At 52.9% G+C, this 20943-nt stretch carries 21 protein-coding genes; 8 read left to right on the top strand and 13 right to left on the bottom strand.

Going from position 1 to position 20943, the window contains the following annotated elements:
* Positions 1-53: 53 nt before the first annotated feature.
* Both H6F67_RS21230 and H6F67_RS21225 read right to left on the bottom strand, forming a co-directional pair.
* Complete coding sequence (locus tag H6F67_RS21230) at positions 54-377, bottom strand: helix-turn-helix transcriptional regulator (protein ID WP_190768645.1); 324 nt, start codon at positions 375-377, stop codon at positions 54-56.
* Complete coding sequence (locus H6F67_RS21225; RefSeq protein WP_190768644.1) at positions 377-613, bottom strand: hypothetical protein; 237 nt, start codon at positions 611-613, stop codon at positions 377-379. The genes H6F67_RS21230 and H6F67_RS21225 overlap by 1 nt, the downstream gene beginning before the upstream one ends.
* Positions 614-1334: 721 nt before the next feature.
* Here H6F67_RS21225 and H6F67_RS27875 point away from each other — a divergent pair.
* On the top strand, positions 1335-2519 hold the full coding sequence (locus tag H6F67_RS27875) for a transposase (RefSeq protein ID WP_242020743.1): 1185 nt from the start codon (positions 1335-1337) through the stop codon (positions 2517-2519).
* Positions 2520-2946: 427 nt separating this feature from the next.
* A complete protein-coding gene (locus H6F67_RS21215; RefSeq protein ID WP_190768643.1) occupies positions 2947-3474 on the top strand; it encodes a hypothetical protein in 528 nt (175 codons plus the stop codon).
* A gap of 29 nt (positions 3475-3503) precedes the next feature.
* Here H6F67_RS21215 and H6F67_RS21210 read toward each other — a convergent pair whose 3' ends face one another.
* From H6F67_RS21210 to H6F67_RS21165, 10 genes are all read right to left on the bottom strand, one after another.
* Positions 3504-4544, bottom strand: coding sequence for a hypothetical protein (locus H6F67_RS21210; RefSeq protein WP_190768642.1), 1041 nt, complete (start codon positions 4542-4544; stop codon positions 3504-3506).
* Positions 4545-4851: 307 nt separating this feature from the next.
* The gene (locus H6F67_RS21205) at positions 4852-5058 is read right to left on the bottom strand and encodes a hypothetical protein (protein WP_190768641.1); all 207 of its coding nucleotides are present in this window, start codon (positions 5056-5058) and stop codon (positions 4852-4854) included.
* Between the two features lie 79 nt (positions 5059-5137).
* On the bottom strand, positions 5138-5413 hold the full coding sequence (locus H6F67_RS21200) for a hypothetical protein (protein WP_190768640.1): 276 nt from the start codon (positions 5411-5413) through the stop codon (positions 5138-5140).
* Positions 5414-5468: 55 nt separating this feature from the next.
* Positions 5469-5990, bottom strand: coding sequence for a hypothetical protein (locus H6F67_RS21195; RefSeq protein ID WP_190768639.1), 522 nt, complete (start codon positions 5988-5990; stop codon positions 5469-5471).
* Positions 5991-6151: 161 nt separating this feature from the next.
* Entirely contained in the window at positions 6152-8497 is a 2346-nt protein-coding gene (locus tag H6F67_RS21190) for a hypothetical protein (RefSeq protein ID WP_190768638.1), read from the bottom strand.
* A 66-nt stretch (positions 8498-8563) separates the two neighbouring features.
* A complete protein-coding gene (locus tag H6F67_RS21185) occupies positions 8564-9346 on the bottom strand; it encodes a hypothetical protein (protein ID WP_190768637.1) in 783 nt (260 codons plus the stop codon).
* Positions 9347-9391: 45 nt separating this feature from the next.
* Positions 9392-9562, bottom strand: a complete 171-nt coding sequence (locus H6F67_RS21180; RefSeq protein ID WP_190768636.1) for a hypothetical protein — start codon at positions 9560-9562, stop codon at positions 9392-9394.
* Between the two features lie 196 nt (positions 9563-9758).
* Complete coding sequence (locus H6F67_RS21175; protein WP_190768635.1) at positions 9759-9896, bottom strand: hypothetical protein; 138 nt, start codon at positions 9894-9896, stop codon at positions 9759-9761.
* A 6-nt stretch (positions 9897-9902) separates the two neighbouring features.
* The gene (locus H6F67_RS21170) at positions 9903-10730 is read right to left on the bottom strand and encodes a hypothetical protein (protein WP_190768634.1); all 828 of its coding nucleotides are present in this window, start codon (positions 10728-10730) and stop codon (positions 9903-9905) included.
* Between the two features lie 365 nt (positions 10731-11095).
* Entirely contained in the window at positions 11096-11695 is a 600-nt protein-coding gene (locus tag H6F67_RS21165) for a hypothetical protein (RefSeq protein WP_206753925.1), read from the bottom strand.
* A 180-nt stretch (positions 11696-11875) separates the two neighbouring features.
* On the opposite strand from H6F67_RS21165, the gene H6F67_RS21160 reads away from it, so the two are divergent.
* The 5 genes from H6F67_RS21160 to H6F67_RS21140 all read left to right on the top strand — a co-directional run bounded on the left by H6F67_RS21160 (position 11876) and on the right by H6F67_RS21140 (position 18577).
* Positions 11876-12178 carry a hypothetical protein gene (locus tag H6F67_RS21160; RefSeq protein WP_190768632.1) on the top strand — a complete coding sequence of 101 codons (303 nt, stop codon included), beginning with the start codon at positions 11876-11878 and terminating at the stop codon, positions 12176-12178.
* 32 nt (positions 12179-12210) lie between these two features.
* Positions 12211-12792: a Uma2 family endonuclease gene (locus H6F67_RS21155; protein ID WP_190768631.1), complete on the top strand. Its 582-nt coding sequence runs from the start codon at positions 12211-12213 to the stop codon at positions 12790-12792.
* Positions 12793-12796: 4 nt separating this feature from the next.
* Positions 12797-13603 carry a hypothetical protein gene (locus tag H6F67_RS21150; protein ID WP_190768630.1) on the top strand — a complete coding sequence of 269 codons (807 nt, stop codon included), beginning with the start codon at positions 12797-12799 and terminating at the stop codon, positions 13601-13603.
* A 313-nt stretch (positions 13604-13916) separates the two neighbouring features.
* Positions 13917-14501, top strand: a complete 585-nt coding sequence (locus H6F67_RS21145) for a hypothetical protein (protein ID WP_190768629.1) — start codon at positions 13917-13919, stop codon at positions 14499-14501.
* On the top strand, positions 14498-18577 hold the full coding sequence (locus H6F67_RS21140; RefSeq protein WP_190768628.1) for a plasmid replication protein, CyRepA1 family: 4080 nt from the start codon (positions 14498-14500) through the stop codon (positions 18575-18577). Before H6F67_RS21145 ends, H6F67_RS21140 begins: the two co-directional genes overlap by 4 nt.
* Positions 18578-18670: 93 nt before the next feature.
* Here H6F67_RS21140 and H6F67_RS21135 read toward each other — a convergent pair whose 3' ends face one another.
* Positions 18671-18982 carry a hypothetical protein gene (locus H6F67_RS21135; protein WP_190768627.1) on the bottom strand — a complete coding sequence of 104 codons (312 nt, stop codon included), beginning with the start codon at positions 18980-18982 and terminating at the stop codon, positions 18671-18673.
* 344 nt (positions 18983-19326) lie between these two features.
* Here H6F67_RS21135 and H6F67_RS21130 point away from each other — a divergent pair, with 344 nt between their 5' ends.
* Positions 19327-20703, top strand: coding sequence for an IS4 family transposase (locus H6F67_RS21130; protein WP_190768626.1), 1377 nt, complete (start codon positions 19327-19329; stop codon positions 20701-20703).
* The last annotated feature ends 240 nt before the right edge of the window (positions 20704-20943 follow it).

Below are 20943 nucleotides of genomic sequence, written 5' to 3'. Positions count from 1 at the left end.
GAGCTTTGTCAACAAAAATTTAGACTTCGATTCTAAAAAATTTGATAGAAAGCTTAGTCACTGCAAGGACGAGCAGGCACAATCGGGCTGAAGCGGCGGTATTCCGCGAGGTACTGCTCCAGCACAACAAATTGCGGCAGATTCAGGCTGTAGTAAATCCAGCGTCCTGCTTGGCGCGATCGCACTAGCTCAGCTTCCCGCAGCACCTTGAGGTGAAATGACAGCTTCGACTGTGGCAGGTTCAATGCCTCACACAAGTCGCACACGCACAGTTCTTTGGTTCGCAGCAGATCCAGGACTTGCACACGCAGCGGTTCCGAAAGCGCATGAAAGCCAGCAGCAATTGCATTGGATGCGAGGGTGGACTGCTTCGACATCAATTTTTCTTGAAATGTAATTTACCCAGTATAGAACGCAGAGGCAGCGATCGCCCCACCTCATCCTTCCACCCACATTCAGGACAATCCCACCAATCGCTCCCCTGCTCAAACTGATAGCGGCACTGCGGACACAACCCCGTAAAGAGCGGATGCCACATCAGCAATTCAAGCTGTTGCGCTCGGCTCCAGCGTTGGGGCGGCGGCTCGATCGGCTCACCATTGTAAATAGACATTTGGGCACTCTACCATCAGGCGATCGATGGGACATCACATGAAACTAGGGAAAACCCGCTGGAAACGAATGACGATTGTAGGCTTACCAGCAGCGGCGACCATTCTCTTTCCAATCTGACATCGCTGGGCAAATCCTAACTTTTATGCAGACGTGCGCTGTGTGAAGGAAGGAGAGAACGGCGAAATCATCATGGCAAAGGGTGGCGATTGCTATTAGCAATTTATCTATATTTTCCGAGAAATGTATTAAATTAGGCAGCGCTACAAATTCGTCATAAAACAGCCTATAAACCAGTCAGCGCAACAACTGAAGGCTGTTTTGCATTTTTATTAGTGAAGCGCAGTTACAAAGTTGGGCAATTCATTTTCTTATCTGGGACTGCTATTGTAAAATCACAGCGCGGCTGCGGTTGCTTCAGCAGGAGCAGAGGCAACTGCTTGAAAACTCACGAGCGGCTTCAACTTTTCTTCAGTGCAAGGCTCACAAAACTCAGCCGTCAGTTCTGAACCATCCTCTGCGAGCCAGCTAGCTTTGAACTGAAGATGCTTCTCATAACAGTCTGATTGGCAATTGTCACAAGTTACCGAGCCAATAGAATAACCTGCGGTCAACCGTAGCGCTTTAAGACCAGACTCCTGATTGACTGACAAAAGTAGGAGGGAAGGGAGGCTCAGCCCTTGTGCAAGGGCGCTTCTGGCTTACTGTGAAAGTTACCACACTTGAACAGTTCCACCATGAGAACCTCCCATCTTCATCATCAGCTGCAAACCCTGCTGGGTCAATCCAACACTTGGGCAGATCGACGACATCTGCAAACCTTCATTTGGATGGTGATTGGGGTGATTTGCGCCGAGTGCATCAGCTTACCGAAGTGGGCAATCTACAGCCGCACTCGTGCCGCCTTTGCTCAAAGTCATCAACGCCGTTTTAGCCGTTGGTTGCACAACCCTCGCATCAATGTTCACAAGCTGTATAGTCCGTTGATTCAAAAGGCGCTGGCTCACTGGGGAAGCTCAACCATCGTGCTGATTGAAGACACCTCGATGTTGTGGGACGAGTTCTGCCTGATTCGGTTGTCGGTGCAGTTCCGGGGACGGGCCGTCCCGCTGGTCTGGCGAGTGATTCGACACCGCAGCAGTAGCGTTCAATTGAGTGTCTACCAGGCAATGCTCCAGCGGGCGGCAAAACTTGTCCCTACGGGTGTTTCCGTTTGTTTCTTGGCAGACCGAGGGTTTGCCGATGTACAACTGATGCGCTATTTGCGTGACCAATTGCACTGGAACTTCCGTATTCGTGTCAAAAGCAATACCTGGATTCATCGTCCTGGCAAGGGCTGGAGCCAACTCAATCAATATCGATTGGCACTTGGAGAAGTGGTGCTCTTGCAAGGGGTGAGCTTGACCAAAACCAAGCCGCTTGCCAAACTTCATCTTGCGATTGGACGCGATCCGCTTTCCCAGCAGTGCTGGTTAGTTGCGACCAATGAACCTGCAACCCTACAAACGTTTCGTGAGTATGCGCTTCGCTTTGCGATTGAAGAAAAATTACTCGATGAAAAATCGAACGGCTTTCAACTGGAACGCTCTGAAGTACGCTCAGTCATTGCGCTGTCCCGCTTGTGTCTTGTCCTAGCTGTTGCGACACTTGTGCTGACCGTGCAGGGGCAACAGGTCGTCGCTAGTGGCAAGCGCAGATGGGTCGATTGTCATTGGCAGCGCGGCAACAGCTATCTACGACTTGGCTGGAGTTGGTTCAAGGGGGTCGTTTATCAGGGCTGGCATTTATTCCTCACCCTGGCGCTGCAAGGGCAACTTGATCCTGACCCCGCTTTCGCCTCTAAAAAGCAGCTACAGAAACAATTACAGCGCGAATTTACAGTCAAGTCCTACTGCTCTGCATCTTGAGTTTTGTCAGTCAACCAGGACCAGACTCATGAGGGTAATCTCGTCGTCGCTGCTCAAACATCTGTTTCTGCGTCAAAACAGCGTGAAGAGTAACATTGACAAACTGAGAGCGCATACAGTTAGCGCAAATGTCAGCCCGCAAACCTTCTCGATCGCCCATTAAAACAGCCGTGTAGCAATCGTCTTTGCGTCGATTCCCTTTTTGCGCTAACTTCTTGCCGTACCAGCTCTCTAGTTCAATGACTTCAGAACTTTGACAGGAACGTTTGCAGATATCACAGAGAATTAGATGCGCCATGATGTTTTAACGCTAGCAGTAGAAGAATATTAGCGCTTAAAGGTTTCACTATCACAATTACTATTACAAACTCAATTAAGATAGAACGTTTTGGAAGTAATCTGAGGATAGAGTTTTGCCAAGAAATTCATGTCTAGACCTGTGGTGTGTGACATCTGCAATACAACCTGCCAAAACAGAAACTATTTTGAGCTATCAGCCTGGATGGGAAAGGGAATTTGTATTCCTGGCAACAAACGCAAGCCCGATCGCTGGATGATTGATCCCATTGAGACCGTTGAAGGATTGCGAGCGGATGTCTGCCGTTCCTGCTGGGAAAATTACTTTGCAGCAGTTCCACTTGAGCAGGAAGAAACTAGAGAAGCCGGAATGCGAAAAGCGAAGGAGCAAAATCCAAACCTCTCACCCCTAGCCTTAGCGATGCGATTCGGTCGAGCAACCGTACAGAGCGTACAGTGTGACTGCTGCCAGCAACAGTGCATCGAAAAGCATTTACAGCTTCGATCTGCTTGGGTCGAGCAAAATGAGTTCACGTTAGAAGCACAAATTTGTGAAATCTGTGTCACCAAGCAGCTTTCACCACTGATTCAGTTTGAAGCGGTAGAAGCAAAACAACCGACGCGATCGGTTGAATTAAACATTTCTTCTACGGCCTAAATTGAGTCATCGTTACTCTAGAAATGGCATTACTTCGCCGTTGTGAGGTTCTGCTGCCACTCACCGAGCGCCAAATCAACAACATCTGCGATCGATCGCAGTTTGCGCTCTTGCCCTGTCAGGTCGAAGTACATCTGAGCATAAGTGTTCAGGTCGTAGGAATAGCTGTGGTAGTTTCGCGTCTTACCCAGATACGAAAACAGTTGAATCGGCGCGGTGCAATTCCACAAGTCCTTTTGATGCGATACCTGCGTCCACGTTAGCCCTTTGACTCGTTCTGGCTTAAATCGCCGTCCGGGAGCGCCAAACTCTTTCTTCGGGTAAGGCAACTGCAACATGAGACAGGGGCGATCGCTCCCGGAGTAGAACGGGACGAACTGAGCGCAGAGCTTCGTTTTGTAGAGATCCTTTTCTCCCTTCCGCAAGCCGTACTGAGTGCTCGTCGTTCGTCCGACTTCCTGCATCTGATCGCTGAACATCAGCATTTGCTGCCGCAATTGCAGCACGTAGTCTTGCTCTGTTGGAGCCAGCGTTTCCACCAGTTGGCGGAGCGATTTGGGCGGTGGCGGCAGTTTGCGCTCGACTTCGATAGGCGCAGGGAGAGCCATGTTCATGAGCGTGGCGTGAAAGGCGCTTGGAATGTCAATGCAGCGGATCAAACTACCATCCGGCTGGGTCAGACAAAACTGAAACTGCTCAGACTGGGATTGCACCTCAAAGATGAAAAATTCAAACAAAAGTTGGCTGTACTGGCGATCGATGAAGTTATGCGCGTGGAAGTTTGGCGCGACCGCCACCAAGCGAATCGGCAGGCTGTAATCGACTTGGTCTGCAAATGGCTTATGCGTGAGAATGGCGCTGTAGTAGCGGGTTAGCTGCTGAACAATGTAGCGATCCTCGGTGTTTTTCAACTCCAGAATGGTCAGTTGCCTTTGAGGGCTGACCGCTAAAATGTCGCAGACTTGGGAATTGATAAAGAACTGCCGCGCTAATGGACTGAGATCGAGCAGCGTCAGCAGATGAACATTCACAAAGGCTTCGAGACTGAGTTCGCTGTCAAACTGCCACATCGTTTCTACTGCAAGATCGCTGAATCAAAAGACTAGAAGGGGGGGTCGGAAAGAACTTTTCCATCCCCCCGCTAGCCGCAGCTTGGGTAGCTTGCCCAAACCACTGCGTCAAATTTGACTGTCCCACCTTAACTTGACAGCAGACGATCGACAAGCAGCGTGGGTGGCAGCGGTGCTGCAAATTCAGCTATGGGCCGAGACTAAGCAAGTTGAACCTTAACAGGAAAAGGCGATCGCGCTCCCACGAAGACCTCACCCCGCTTCTCGCGCTCTGCTACTTCTCAGGCTGTTTCAACAGCATCAGTTTCTAGTCATTAAGTTTTGGCTTCACCTGCTGAAGAGAAACGGCACGGGGCAACCGCACTGAGTAGGGTGCATCGATCGCAATCTCGCCCGGAGCGGAAACTTGCGGCGATTCTCGATACTCGCGCCGCAATTGCTCCAATAAGCGGGTGTGGCGCGATCGCTCCGCAGTTTCCCACTCTCGCGCAAAGGCTTCAAATTCTGACAGCATAGCCTTGACCTCCAACACCCGTTCTAAGATTGTGCCGCATACTCAATTCCATCACGACAACCAGCGATCGACCCGATCATCACAATGGCCTTTGATCACCGACTTGATTGGGATACTGAGCAGCAGCGATCGCCTTCACCCACGTCACACCATCCCCTTGAGCAACCCAGCCAGTAAGCCGCACGGGATCACCTGCTTGCAGCACCCCAATCACCGTAGCCTCGTCCAGCGAGGGCAATTGCCTATTTAACCCGCTCAAGGCGATCGTAAAGCGACCGAACAACAGCGCGATCGGGCTGACTCCAGCACTAGAAGCAAGGCTTAAAAATAGCAGAATCGCAGCAAAACAAATCACAGAAAACGCAGCACAAATCACTTCAAAGCAGGGCTGAAACTGAGAATTGAGAGACTTAAAGATGAATCGTTGTGAAAGGCGTATCACGAATTGGCTCTCTAGCAGGTCGAGTTTTTCCATCCCACACCAGCAGAGTGAGAATAATGAAGCCAACTGCAAGCGCAACTCGATATTGCTCAATCCAATCGAATGAGATTTGCGGCAATTGCGGCATAGAAGACTGGTATGAACCTGCCTGCCAGTACGCATCTCGATCGACAAATGAGACGCGAATTCCTTCTTTCGCCAGTTCTCTAGCTGTATGCAGTGCGCTCCTAGCTGACTCGTAATCTTTTGGCGTTTGTCCGACAATCCAAAGTTCATCTTTTTTTAGCCTTTTCTGATATCGCTCTCCCTGTCCAACTGCTTGAAAGATGGCGTCTCTGGTGAGCGTTTTTTTCAGTTCAATAACGGCGCGATCGATCACAATATCGGCGCGGAGTCCACCACACCAGACCTCTTCACGCGCCTGGATGCCTTTCGATCGCAGCACTTCTAAGCAGTAGTCTTGTAGTTCTCTTTCGCTATTGAATTCCATGTGAATGCCTCAAGCTTTTCTGGTGGACATTGATCGAGGCGGCGAGACGTTTCAGGCTGGACACGGCTGGACGCATGAGCCGAAAACGTCGCAATGAGCGCAGCTTTGAGCCGTGCAAAAGTCCGGCAAACTCCGGCAGACTGTCTCGTTCGTCCCCGTTTTTACGGGGTGTCCGTCCTGGGCGTCTCGATTGCAGCGTCCAGACGGGCGGTAGCGCGGCTACATGAACTGCACACATATTTCGGTGTGCCATCTGCGTAAGTTCCCTTGCGCCGTTTGCTATGATGACCGCAGTGAACGCAGGTAAAATCGTCTGGCAAGCTGTTGGATGAAGCGAGCAATCCTAACTCCACTTGATGTGCCTGTGGAGCGGTCACGATCGCATTTTTGGGATAGCTAATTCCAGCCATGCGATCGCGATAGCTGCTGTACGGAGGCAGTTGAATGAAGAAGGGTTCTGCCTCTCTTGGAGATACAACTAGAGCAATCCGATACGCATCGGGTGATACTTTTTTTGTAGCAGGATCACGCGGATAAGCTGATTTATTCTCAGCTTCATTCAGTTCTTCACATAACCGATTCAACGCCGAAAGCCGATCGAGATAGGGCGTTGCTTCCACTCCTTTTAGCTGCTTCTTAATCCAAGTTTTTGCCGCTGCTGCTGTGAAAACTTGTGTGGCATTTTGAAAGTCTTCTTCCATCAGCTTTGCCGCATTTCCTGTTTTTGCTGTGGCCTTCGATCCACCGCTCACACCGGAAACATTACCGCCTTGTCCTGCGGTCAAAAAGCCCATCTTGGTATGGTCGGAAAGTTGATAGAAATCTTTCATTACCGTGCCTAATTCGGCATAGTCACGGGCGATCGCATTAATCTCATCGACCATGACCGTAATGAAGTGCTTCTCTGCCGCACCGGGAAGATCGTTGCGCCGTTGCTCGAATTCTTGGTGTGCTTTGCCCAACCACGCGATCGCCGCCTCGATGCCATTGCAGCCAGGGGCAATCACACCAGGGATGTGAAACCAATCTTTCGGACTGCCGGGGATGGGGTTGATCAGCCAAATTTCGCCGCCCTGACTACGGGCGATCGCACAAGTAATTAATTCCAGCAGCGGCGATTTGCCACCTGTGGAACCTGCGACAACCCGCACACGGGGAACAAATTTGAGCCTGACCACTGACTCAAACTCTGCCGCGCTGTAGCAGCCGAGTTCCTGAAAGCGATCTGCATGGGGAGCAGGGGCGATCGCCGCTTCACCACTGGCAGGGGGGGCGATCGCAGTGGGAACTCCCGCACTACTGGCAGCAGACGCAGGCCGCGCTCTGCCGCTGTCGGGAGCGCTGAACAAATCCACACTCACAATGAAGTTGCGCGTGTCTAAGACGAAGTCGAGCGGGCGTTGCGACAATCCCCACAGTCCCAAGTGTTCGCGGTGCTTATCCAACTCTGACTGTGCTAAACGGGTGCTATCGGCGTTGCGATCGACCTTGAACTTCAGCCGCCAGCCGCCAGGGAACATCACCGACTCGATCGCATCAAAAATCACGCCCGCTTCTCCAAAGTGCTTGATGATGCGGTTGCCCACGTCATCGATCGATGTGCCACCGCGAAACAATCGGGGCGCTTCCAGTTGCGCGATTTGTTGCTGCTGCTGCACATTGGCCGCTCGCAGATCGTCAAGCGATCGATTCACCTGACTTTCCCAGTCTTTGAGATCGGTTTCGTAGGTATGCTGAATCTTCGGCAACGCTTCATGCTCGATTGCGTAGAAGTCGCGTCCAGCTTGCTTATTTTCCTCAATCAGCTTTTCGTTTTCAGCCGTCAGTTGCTCAACTTCAGCCGTCAGCCGATCAACCGCTTGCACCAGTTCATCGACCCGCGCTTGCTGTTTGCCCAGTTCGGTGTAAATCTTCTGCTGCTGAGCTTCTTGCCACGCCTCAGCCTTGCGATTTTGCACAGCCACCAGGCGCGATCGAATTTCATCGACCTGTTGCTTGACGGCAATGTGGTTCTCCTTGCGATCGGCGCTCTGGTAGTGTGCCACTGTGCGATCGAGTTCTGATTGCGCCTCAGTCAGCTTTGCTTTCAACGTCTGGACAGCATCAGCAGTTTGATTCGCGGCAATCATCCACTCTTGATTTTTGCCCTCAGCCGCGTCTAAATCAGCCTGCAACCTGCCGACACGCTCTTGCAGCTTCTCGACTTTGTTTTGCGCTTGAATCGCCGCCTGAGTGGTCTGCTGCTTATCCTGGTACTCTTCATCGAGCTTGGCTTGGAGCCGATCGAGTGCGGCCTTGAGTCTGGATACTTCTAGCTTGAGTTCGCCACTGCGATCGCGGGCAACAGCGACAGCCGCGACCGAGCCAACACCCAAAGCGTAGGAGAGCAGCAAGGGTGAGAGTTTCGCTGTGGGATTCGTCCAGTAGCCGAAGCAGAAGGCGATCGCCCCCACTGTCGAGACAGACCCGCCTAAGATTGCCAGTTGATGTTTAAGCGTGAGTTTCATGGCCTTGAAAATGCTCCACAACAGGGCGGTGTGCCCCTAGAAGCGTTCTAGGGGCAGTGACTAGGATTAGCCGTAGCTGAGCTTTTGCCGCGCTTCTGCGGCGCTATTCTTCAACAGTTCAAACTCCGCATCAAGTTTGTCTTGGATCACTGGGCGGATGCGGATTTGCTGATTCACCTCAAGCTGAGAGTTGGCGTTCTTTTCGCGCTCTAAATTCGTTTTGATTTGTGCGCCTCGGAATCGCTCGTCGAGCGATCGACCCTTCTCTTGCAGGATCGACACTTCCTTGAAGCCATTCGTGCGCGTTTCGGCGTTCTTGGCAGTTCCGACTTCATAAGCGATATCTGCCGCTTCCATGCCGACTAAGTAGTTCACCTGAGCCTTGCGGAAGTTCACGAGGGCAGTGGCGACATTGCCTGCAATGCGCGAGGCAATCACAGCACCTTTTGACTCTTCTTCCACAATCAAAAGCGACTGATTTTGCAGTTTGACCGCATTGAGTTTGTTTGCGCCGATTTTCGATTCGCGCTGGTATTCTTCATCGGTGACTTCAGGAATGGAACTCGATGAAGGCCGATATAAATCAGTGGGTACAGCACCCACGAAATCGGGCATCGTGAAGTTGAGATCGGGCGTTTGCAAAATCCGCTCTAGCCCTTCGACTTCGGGCAGATTCAGGTGAGGCGATCGCGGCACAGTCGGCAGTGAGGGAAACGGCCTCACGTTCGATTGCGGCTGAGGTGTGGGCTGATTCTCGCTGCTCTGGGGCGGCGTGAAATCGAAGTCTACATCGGTCGGAAAGTCGCGCGCGGGTTCGGGTTCGGGCTGATTGCGGCGTGAGCGTGGCATGAGTTTATTTCTCCGATGGGGTGTGATTTTTGAGCTTCGGCAAAATCAATACGACTGCACTTGCGGTTGCCGCAGTGGATTCGCCTGCTGCACATCGGCGTTGGAAATTGCACCCGTTTTTTGCAGCAATCCCAGCACTGCGAAGAAGGCTAAAAGCGTGATGAAGAACGATTCGATCGTGAGGTTGCTGTTGGAGTTGTTCGAGTTTCTTGCCATGACAAGTTAATAGGTGAAGTGGGTTGAATGTGAAGGCCAAAACTGGAAAAAGTGAACGGTGCTACTGAAGTGAAACGGGCGGCTGATCGTTACCGGAAGGCTGATTGTCAATTGGTTTGCCATCCCAGAACCACATCAGCAAAAAGACCAGCAAGACTCCGAAAATGATTTGTCGCATGGTTTGAACTCCTTCAAATTAAGAGAACTTGACTGAGGCGATCGCCAATTGGTGAAGCTGAGAAACTTTGCGGGTGGGGGCTTTGCTGTTTGGAGCGGGGTGAAAACTGGAGCCAGAAGGCGATCGCCACTGCACACACAGCCAGCGCGATCGCACTGCCGATTAACCAGCGGGGGAAGCGGCGGGGGGCTTTCCCAACGCTTGCATAAACGCTGCCAACTCCTGCAATGCCTGCGTATCCGAGGTTTGCGATTGGCTCAGTTGTGAATTTTTCTCCTGATAGAAGCGCTGATCGAGCTTCAATTCCTGCACTTTGTTGCTGACGATTTCTTTGGCTTTGCGAGTCTCATTGAGCTTCTGTTCTTTGCGCTCGATGTCGGTTTGCATGGCGGTTTGGACGTGATCGATCGCCTGCACGATTTGCGTTGCCAGAGCCATCGGATCATTAATCTCGATCGCCTCTCCGGTGAGCGCTGCCAGCGAGTAAGTCTGCGGTAGAGCGGGCGTGTCCACAACGATCGCGGCCTTTGTTTCAACGTTGATTTCTCGCTGAGGCTGCGATTGCGCTTCCTGCTGATTGGGTGGCAAAGGAGCGGGAAATTGCTCTCTTGCGGCCATTAGAAACGCATCGTCGCGGCCTTCGGCTTTTGCCGTCAGAAACGCCCGTAGCACCTCGATCGCAGTCTCGTTCAAGCGATAAATCGGGTTGCCGTTGGTGTCGTATTTGGCGATCGATTGCAGCGGTGTCGGGCAGTGGCGAAAGGCTGGCTCAACTTTTTGCTTCCAGTAGCGATTGCGTAGAGTCGATTCGTCCCCACACTCCAGTAGTTCAGCCGCTTGCTTGAAGGTGTAGGTGCGTCCTGATTCTGTCCGGGGTGAGTCCGAGGGATTGTCCTGCGGACGGCTAGCGAGCGATTCCGCTGGCTGTCCGGGGAATGGAATGACAATCGAATCTGTGCGCCCAAAGCTAGGCGCTGTCTGCATTTCCATAGGTTGTACTCCAGTAATTTTGTAGGGTTCCGGCGAACGTCCGGTCTGTTGTCCTACGAATTACGTTAGCACAGTAAAAGATATTTTTATCAATTTGATAAATTTATTTCTTCAGTTTGATATTCTTTTTCGAGCCATAGCTAAGGTGTAGACCGCCCAAATATGGCTAGGCAGCCCATCTAGGGAGGCACGAGCAGTCCATAAGGCATCGATCGAAGCGAGGAGCGTTAACACTTCTGCCCCTGGATCACGCTTTGCCTCGTCAGCAAACCAGCGATTGACTGTCGGTAGAGACTTAGAGGTTAAAGAGGCAAGTTCATCTCGCGTTATGCCCCACTTCGACACAAACTCTCTTGGCTCCATCGTTACAGTCCTTTAGATTTCAACAGGTGAAGCGCTTGTCGATGCGAGTCAAGGCTAATACTGTATAATTCGCAACCATTCGGCATCTCAGCCGCATCACACTGTTTAACAAGTCCGAAGTGATTTAAAATTTTTGCTCCGATCGCGTACTCGGCTACAGCGCAAAGTTGGAGTGGGTAAGCAACGTGGCTGGAGGAGAGCCATCCAGACAAAGCATATTGAAGCAACGTCTTTAGGGGGCTAGCACCCCAACCTCTCAACTCCTCAATCACAACAATGCCAGAGGCATACCAGTAATGCTGGGGACTAACCTCACACCTGTCTAGAGAGACAGGGACAAGGCTGGATTCGGGAAGCGTACCACTGCAAAAAGCTTGCCACTGATCTTGCAGCAGTGGATAGATTCCAATCGATGCAACAATGTCATTGCCGCTCATTAGGCATTGAGAACCTAGCGGGTAAAGAGTCCACCATTGCGCGAATTCATCAAACTCAAGACTGCAATCCACATAGGCTTGTTTGTCTATTTTCCAAAGCTGCTGCAATTGCTCCAGCGTTGTAAGACTTTGAATGTGCAGGTCAGAACGGGGCGGAGACAGCATTTCGGCTAATTGTTCGCAGGCTGAGACATGAGGAGAGGGTAGCATTTTCGGCACAGGAAAACTTATCATTTTCAATAAAGCTAGCACCGCTGAGCAAATCGATATTTCCTATTAAAAGAGGTAGAGAAATTTATCAAAACGACAAATGAGCTAAGATCAGCGAAACAGAGGGCGATCGACATGGCAAGAGACGCAATTCAAGCACAACTCGAAGCAACAGAGGCCAGAATCTACAATCTTGACCAACGGTTAACCGAACGCCTCGATCGGGTGGTGGAATCGATCGACAAGCTAGCGGTTCAAGTCACTCAATTCAATGCAGGAATGACAGAACTCAAGGGGATTGCCCGTCAGATTCTTCAGGCGATCGAGGCCGATCGCGACGTTGCCAAACTCCAAGCCAACAATGTGCAATCGATGGTGCAGTTGGCCGCGCAGCAGCAGCAGACGATCAATACCCTGATTGCAAAACTGGCCTCTTAGGAGCGAACACGACGTGGAGCGAAGCTAACGCCATGACACAGCTACTCGAAAAAACCGATCAAGTCACGGTCTACCCCGATCGCACCTGGGAGCAGTTCAAGCACATTCAAAAGGGCTTAGAAGGCTTTCCCAACGTGCGGTTGTCCTATTACAACGGCACGATTGAGGTATTGATGCCTGGAGAAAATCACGAGTTTTTCAAAACCATTATTGGATTTCTCGTCGAACTGTTTCTGATGCAGCGTGGGGTTGAATTTATTCCGGCTGGATCAATGACGCAAGAAAAAGTCGGCACGGCAGCCGCCCAAGCTGACGAGTCTTACTGGGTTGGAATCAAAAAGTCCGTTCCAGACCTGTCGATCGAGGTGGTCTTCACCAATCGGGTAAACAAGCTGGAGCGCTATCAGGCGCTTGGCGTGTCGGAGGTCTGGTTTTGGGAAGATGGCCTATTCACGCTGCATCACCTGCGAGAGCAGGGCTACGAACGCATCTACCGCAGTGAGCTTCCACACTTGCGCGATCTCGACATTCAGTTGTTAGCGCGGTGTGTGCTGATGGCGGAAACGTCCAGAATCGAGGCATACAAAGAGTTCCGTCGCGCGATCGGGGGATAGAACGGTGTTTGCCTACTCAACCCCACCGCAACTGGAACTGATTCAAGGCTACAGGCTGCAAGCGAGAATAGAGGATGGCCTTCAATTCGGCTTTGTTGTGGGAGAGTTTGCACAAGAAAATCAAGCCAAACTGAGGCAGCTAGAGCAAGAGCGAGACCGACTTTCCCTTGCCTGCGCCGCTGCTGGCTTAGGAGGAATAGCAGGATTTATTCTGCTGAGTCCTTTATTCACAGCGATGGCTGCACTACCAGCATTAAGTTCGCTACTGGGGGAACTCCAGACGACGAGCCAGCGCTTCTTTCTGATGACAGAACTGATGGAAGCGCTTGAAGATGAGAACGTGGCGATCGAGATTGGACTCAAACCGGAGGGCTTGCGAGAAATCGATTTTTTCCTGCGATTCTCAGACAAGGAATACGTTCTCATTCAAATTCGCTCGCTAGGAGATGCAAAAGTCACCTACAACGAGGAGCGAGAAGCATTACGGTTTCGGAAAAAAGGAGGTGGATCAAAGACATGGGAACCTGATCCCTTATTTGAACTAGCGGAACAGGAACGATGGCTAAGACGGCAGCGGTACGACTTGCTTGGACAATCAGCAAGAGACAGACGGCGACCACTGGCAAAGCTTCTAGTCCTATGGCAAGAGACAGTTTTGGGAGATCATCCAGAGCATTTGTACGTCACAATGGATGATCAGAAATACTTGACGATTCGCAAGATGGGCACAACCGCCCTTGTCACGAAAGAGCAAGTTATTGACTTTATTCGAGGCTATCTAGCTTCACGACGTAGCCGAAAGACTTCTTAAAACAGCTAACCCCCCTTGTCGGTATTCGACGAGGAGGGTCAAGCCAGAAGCCCAGAGGCTGCGTATTCAGGGTTATTCGCCCGAAACCAAATGAAAAAAATCTCGTCCGCCCGGATTGGATTTTTTTTTCGATCACCTTCTAGCTTAGCGAATGCTATCGCAATGGTCTACTGTATTTCACGAAAACAACCAGCAATACACCCATTGAGTGAGATGGGTGTATTGCTGGTTGGCGATTGAGGCACACGGATCGAGGTGTGGAAAATTGGATCGGGTGAGTTGCCCTTGCTAACCCAACAGCAAGGACATCACAATGCCGCAACTGCCGCTATTTGGGGATGCACCACACTCGCATCCGCTCGCCACCCGATCGATCGCCCGCCCGACAGTGCCGCGACCGCAACCGCGCTCCGCGCAGTCGCGCAGCGACAAGCGATCGCCCCGCTCAAAACACGCCCCACAGCCGCCGCTCGTACCAACGCCCGCCGCGACTGTGGTATCGATCCCCACTCCGCCCACCGCGATTGATCGCTTGGTTCCGCTCGCTCCAACTTCAGCAAAGGAATTGCCGCAAGGCTGGGTCGATCCCAAAAATCCCGCTTTTAACTCCCTCAAAAATTACCGCTTGTGCGGTGCGCCAATTAAGATTGGTGGCCTCGATCACTCCCTCTGCTCTACTGATTGTGGCTGGGTCGTCGATCTCCAGTGGCTCGCCTGGATGGAGACACACAGACGCAAACGAAAGGAGACAGATCCACAGGCCGCAACGCACACAGCCAGCGGCAAAAGTGAAGCGTTTGACCTGTTTAGCGATGGACTCGATCGCGACAGCGCTACGCGCAGCCGCGCAGCGGCAAGCGATCGCAACACCTCTAAAACCGATGGAGGTGCAGCATGAGCAAATGGAAACGGCTCAAACGCGATTGCCCCATCTGCAACGGCGCACGTAGAGCGAAAGACTGCCGCCAGTCACCGCTCACGAGCTTTGTGCATTGCCACGACGATACCGCCAATCCGAGCGGCTGGATCTTCAAAGGCCACGATCGCAACGGCTTCGGCATGTGGCAAAGTGAGGCCAATGCTGCCACCTTTGCTGAGAAGTCGCAGGCCGATCGCGAACAAGAACGGGCACTCAGGCGAGCGCAGAAGCAGGCACAACGGGACGCCCAAATCGCCGCCCAACTGCCAGCAGTGGATCGTGACAAATGGAATTGCAAACTGATTCAGTCGCTTTCACTGAGCGCGATCGATCGCGTTCACCTGCTTGATCGTGGTTTCTTGCCTGAGTGGATTGAAGCCGATGGCTACTGCACCGTTGAGCGGTGGCAAGCCTTGCCGATTGGATTCCCGCTCAACTTCCCCGGTCGATCGCAGAACGGAAAATTGGTCGTCCAGTCGATCGGCATTCTGTGCCTGATTCGCGACGTGGACGGATGGATCGTTGGCTTTCAGGTTCGCCATCGCGACGGCTCAATCGGGCGCTATCACTGGGTATCTTGTCAGAATGCGCCCGTGCATTTGGACACGGAAATGCCGATCGCGGTGTGTGTGCCGATCGAATCCGTTCAAGGCGATGCGGTGTGGCTCTGCGATAGTCCGGCCATCAAAGCCAGCCTTGCCCGCTATCGCCTCAATGCGCTTGTCCTCGGCGCGACCAATGGCAGCTTTGCGAGTTCACCCGAAACCACGACGCACACCCTCGCCACGCTGTTCGATCGCCATCCCACGTTGAAGCGGGTGAGGCTAACACCGGATGCTGGAGACGTGAAAAATAAGCCAGTGATGCAGCGCTGGCTGACTCAGCACGACTTTCTCATCAAGCTGGGCTATGAGGTTGATGTCGCTTGGTGGGGGCAAATTTCTAAGGAAGAATGCGATATTGACGAACTGCCGCCTGAGCAGTTTGATCAGATTCGCTACCTGAGTTTTGCAGAATTTGCGGCGATCGCCGTCGAGCATGGGGGACTTGATGCCACTGCCGCCCCAACCAGCTATCAGCAGCGCGTCGATCGGGCACAGCGCTACCTCAACACGCTTGCCCTGACACCCGATCTCGAACTTGATTGTGAGTTTTTGCCGCCTGAACTCTGGCAAAAGCTACCGCTCACGGGCATCGTCAATTTGCTCTCACGCAAAGGATCAGGCAAGTCGAAAGCCATGCTTAAGCCTGCGATCGAGCATTACGTGCAACAGGGCAAGCGCGTCCTATCCATTACGCCTCGTGTGGTGCTGGGCTTGGAGCAGTGCGAGAAATTTTCCGGTTCCAATTTCCAGATGCGCTGGATTGACGCGCTCGGCAGCACAGAGGAAGCGCAGAGCCAGCAACCAGCGGGTAGCTGCTGCTGGGATAGCTTCTGGAAGATTGCCGACCAGCACTGGGATGTGCTGATTCTTGACGAGGCCAGGCTGGGGCTAAAGCACGTTGCCACTGCCAATACCGAGGTCAAAAAGCGTCGGCCACAGATTCTCAAAATGTTGGCGCAACTGATTCGGCGCATCATCGCCAATGGTGGCCTGGTCATTTTGTGCGATGCAGATTTGACAAATGTAGAAGTAGACTACGTCCGCAAGCTTGCGCCTCAAACGGCCAAGACGTTCACAATCATCAATCACCACATGGGGCAGCCGCGCTCGGTTGATTTTTACACCGGGAAGCAAGACAGCGTGGAACTGCTGATCTATGAGCATTTCGAGGCAATGGCACTCTCAGGCCGAGAGCAACCGATCATCATCCCGGCTGACTCCCAAGCGGCACTGGTCGCGATCGAGAAGCGGTTGCTGGAGCGGTTTCCTCACTTGGCAGGCCGCATCATGCGGATCGACTCCACCACGACCCAAGAGGAAGCAGGCAAGCGATTTGTCCAATACATTAACTCGGAAATCGAACGGCTCAAGCCCCTAGTGCTGCTCTACAGTCCCTCAATGGAAGTGGGTGTGTCGATCGAGACGGTTTGGTTTACCCAAATCTTCGCCTTCTACTTTGGTGTGATTGAACCATGTGAGTTTCGTCAACTGATTGCCCGTGAGCGCCACAGCCTGCCGCTGACGATTTGGGCAACCGATCGCAACGACAGCTACATGGGCAGTTGCCGATCGCCCCTGCCGGATGTGGTCAAGCGCACCATTGGGCAGAATGCCAAAGCGGGCGGAACGCAATCTGTTTTCGATCTCACCATTGAAATGGCAAAAGAGGAGTCCGATGGTGATATTGAAGTTTTCAAGCAAGCCCTGAATTCGCTTTGGCAGGACGGCAACTGGAATAATGCTCACTTTGATTTGCTTGCCAACATCCAAGCGCGATCCAACTATGCCAAGCCGCAATGTGGCGTTCAGCTTCGGCAGGAACTCATCGAGATGGAAAACTGCGAGATTCGCGACTGGGCAGGGACGAGCAACTGGTTTGGGCAGGAAATCAAGGGGCAAAAGGAGAGAGACCGCTTTGAGCGAGCAGAGCAATTGAGCGAGGGCGCACACTCAAACATGACCGTTGAAGAGGCGCGATCGATTCAAAGCGATTCGAGCGCCACAACACCGCAGCGAATCCAGGCCGAAGGGGTGTTGCTGCAAGACTTCCTCCCAGGCGTGACGCTCACACCTGAATTCGTCTTTGAGCGCAAGGTCAACGATCGGCGCTGGCTCAATGCTCAAATGCTCTACTGGCTGGTCGAGCATCCTGAAGTGGCAAAGCTGCAAGATGCGAAGAAGTGGAAATCCAACCTCTACAAATGGCAGCATGGCGATGTCTACTTACCCGATTTGCATTTGAAGCTGGAGCAGGTGGAATTCATTCGCGAATGCGGCGTTCTTGAGTTGCTCAATGAACCGGAATACCACAACGAACATCCACAGGTCATCGCCGTGATGGAGTTTATGCGGCAGAGACGCTGGCGGCTCCAGCGGCTATTCGAGTTGAATGTGAGCGAGGCGACTGATCCGATTTCATTTGTGCGGCGACTGCTCATCAAAATTGGATTAGACCAGGCAAAAGTACGTGGAGATGGCGAAATTCGCTTCTACCGAGTCAAGGGGTTTAATTCACTCGATCGCTGTGCTGTGATGCAGGCGTGGAATCAGAAGTACGCCAACGCGATTGAGGTTCAACCAGCGGGCGAGTGTTCGCGCCTGTGCGATCGCGCAGCGCTACGCGCCGACGCGCAGCGGCAAGCCGATCGCGAATCGCTGACAGCAGAGCCTATCGGATCTATAGCCAGTGAGGGAGTAGTGTCAGCACCGCTAGATGTTGCTACAGCCCTTGTAGGATCGCCCTCAAACCTGCCTGACTTGCTTGCCCAGGGCAATCTTGCCTCCGTCGATATTGCCGCGCCTACTGCCGTAGAGTGCCCAGTGAGCGCGATCGAGGTGCAAGCGACTGATCCTACTGCGACTGATTCGTTACAGGTTCGCTCCCATGAGCTTGAAGCCACCTCAGTGCTGCTGTCGTCTGAGTGGTTAGAGCAGATGATCAACGTGCTGACGGCGATCGATTCACTTGAAGCAATCGCCAGCTTCTTTGAGGAGTTCCGGCGCTGCACTGAGATTCAGCGCCAGCAGATTATGAGGCAGTTCCAGAAAGTTGAGCCGGATGTGAAGCAGCGCGTTCAAGGCTGGTGGAACAAGTTTTATCAGCCGAAGCCTCTGACGGGTAGTGCTTCCGCTGCGATTGTTGTAGCAGTTGAGCCGCAGGCCGCTACGGAGTTAGCCATCGCGGTTGTTCCCACTCAGCCCGAAGCAAAGGCCGTCAGGGAGGTTGATCGCAACGTTGCTGCTGTTCCAGCTCCCCTTGTGCAATCCGAGCCTAATTTTGGGATTGCTGAAGCAGTCGCCGCGCTGCAACGGTGCTATGTTCCGCCTGATTATCGTCAGGTTGCACGGCAATTTGCCGCAGATGTCATCCAACAGGCGCTCGATCGGCTCAGTGCTGGAGTCCGCGCACACATTAGAAGCCTTCATCGGTTCGTTGAGGAGTACGGCTAGTTGAATCGCTCAGTCGATCGTCTCGATCGGTGCGGGCTACTCGCCACACACTCAGCTTTGCGCTGGTGAGAATTTTCTGTACGGTCAAGGTTTTCACCAGACAGAAAAGGCTGATCTCATTGCCCTGCCTTGATCGCTACATCTAGTTACCTCCGGCGTACTCCGGCGCATGAAAAAGCCCCATGTGTAGATGAGGCTGAGCGGAGCGCAACGGTGTTTGATTTGATTGTGCCCCATCCGAGCGATCGGCATGAGAAGATATCCTTTTTTTGATATAGCTTGCTGATTGGCGATCGTGGTGATGGTGTGTTCGATGAGTTGTTGTTGGGCTTGGGAGAGCTGGGATTGTTTGAGCAGGTCGATCGCGGTGGCGATGGAATCGGGCGGGGCTGAAGCTGATAGCATGATGTGTACTCCCTCTGTGAGTCGGCATCCGGGAAACCGCCAAGTCGATCGGATGCCGTTGAACCTGAATCAGCTAATCCGTAATCGCATCTTTCGTTACAATTTCCTCAACATTGCTTTACAGTCAAAGGCGTTGCAGCATCTGGCTTTCAGCGATTGCTTGAGTGGTTCGATCGCGCAGCCTTACAAAACCATACAAACTCAATTGACCTGTGAGGGTCAGCGATGACCTAAGCGATCGGGCTGCGAGCACGATGCTTGTGAGCGTCATTGTGTGGCCTGCGTCGATCGCCCGCCGCTTGGCCGTTAAACTGCTGAGGTTGTGGAAGGGTGAGGATCGATCAATGAGTTGGGCTAGTCGCGAGCTAGATCACGCCAACTTGGGCGACGTGCGGCGCAATCGGCGCTTGGTGAAAATCGTGGAAGATCTAGCCGCCAGCCCAGAGTCAAGCGTGCCGCTAGCGAGCCGGGATCGGGCGGCGTTGCAAGGGATGTATGACTTTTGGGCGAATCCTCGGATCAAAGCGGCCTCGATCTCAGAGTCCCATGTCTGGAGTGCAGTCAATCGCAGTGCCTGCTGGGGATGGGTGCTGGCGATTCAAGATACGACCGAACTTGACTACAGTGCCCATCGGCACAAACAGGGTTTGGGCTATCTGCGGGGTGCAGATACCAAAGGGGTGCTGCTGCATAGTGTGTTGAGCGTCAGTCCCGAAGGCACACCGTTGGGGATTTTGCACCAGCGGCTGTGGGCACGGTCGGGGCGCAAAACCTTGCAGCAGCGGCGATCGAGCGCGCAAAAAGAGAGTGTGCGGTGGAGCGAAAGCTTGCAAGCAACCGAAGATTTGCTGCCGACGACACGAATTGTGACGATCGCCGACCGAGAAGCGGACATCTACGAGTTATTGGCCTATCCGCGCCTAGAAACCTCCGACTACTTGATTCGCATCCATCACGATCGGCAAGTGAAGCTCACGCCAAAGAGTGCCGCTGTGTCGCTGCATCAGATGATGCGATCGGCCCCAGCTAGGGGCTACTTTCAACTGCAACTGCAACGTACGCCGCGCCGCGCGGGACGTGAAGCGATCGTCAGCGTGTGCTGGGAGAGTGTGTGGTTGCAGCCACCGACGCATTTGACTGACCCGCAGTTAGAGCCGATGCAAGTGCAGGTGTTATGGGCGATCGAGGAGGAGTGTGCCTTGGAAGACCAACCCGTCAATTGGATGCTGGTGACCAGCTTGCCCATCGGCTGTTTTGAGCAGGCGCAGTGTCTGTTGCGCTGGTATAGCTACCGCTGGCTGATTGAACGGTATCACTACACCTTGAAAAGCGGTTGCCGCGTCGAGTCGTTGCAGCTTGAGACCTTCGATCGGATCGAACGGGCGATTGCCACATTTGCGATTGTGGCGTGGCGACTGATGTGGCTGACATACTTGGTGCGCCCCCTAGATAATCCGCGCTTTGACCTCGAAGCGCACTGGGAGTTGGAGCCGGAAGAATGGCAAGCCTTATGCCACTACTACGATGCGCCGCCCGATTGGTTTGAGGACCCAGGGCTACAGCAGTGCATTCGGTGGATCGCGCAATTGGGTGGTTTTTGGGGGCGCAAAAGCGATGGAGAACCGGGCGCGAGAACGATTTGGCGCGGCCTGCGGCGGTTGCGCGATTTAGTGCGGCAGACCTCGCCACCGGATGCGATCGCCGCCCCCGCCTGTGTGTAACGAAAGATGCGATGACTGGACAAAGGCGGCAAAAATGACCGCGAATTGACGGTGGAATGGGCGGCAAATGTAAAGCAATATTGCGGGTCAACGGCGCGATTTGGGCGGTTGATTCACCCGCAACGTGCTATGCGTTAATCGCATTTTTCTTAACAATTTTCTCGATTGCTCAAACGGTTGCGGGGTAATAGTTTGAGCGAGTTTAGATTTTAATTTTTCTAGTTCAATTTCCGCCGTTGC

Source organism: Microcoleus sp. FACHB-1515, assembly GCF_014696105.1.
In the GTDB taxonomy this organism is placed as follows: domain Bacteria; phylum Cyanobacteriota; class Cyanobacteriia; order Elainellales; family Elainellaceae; genus JAAUTJ01.
The sequence above is the reverse complement of the archived record's forward strand: the minus strand, read 5'-3'. Positions and strand labels throughout refer to the sequence as shown.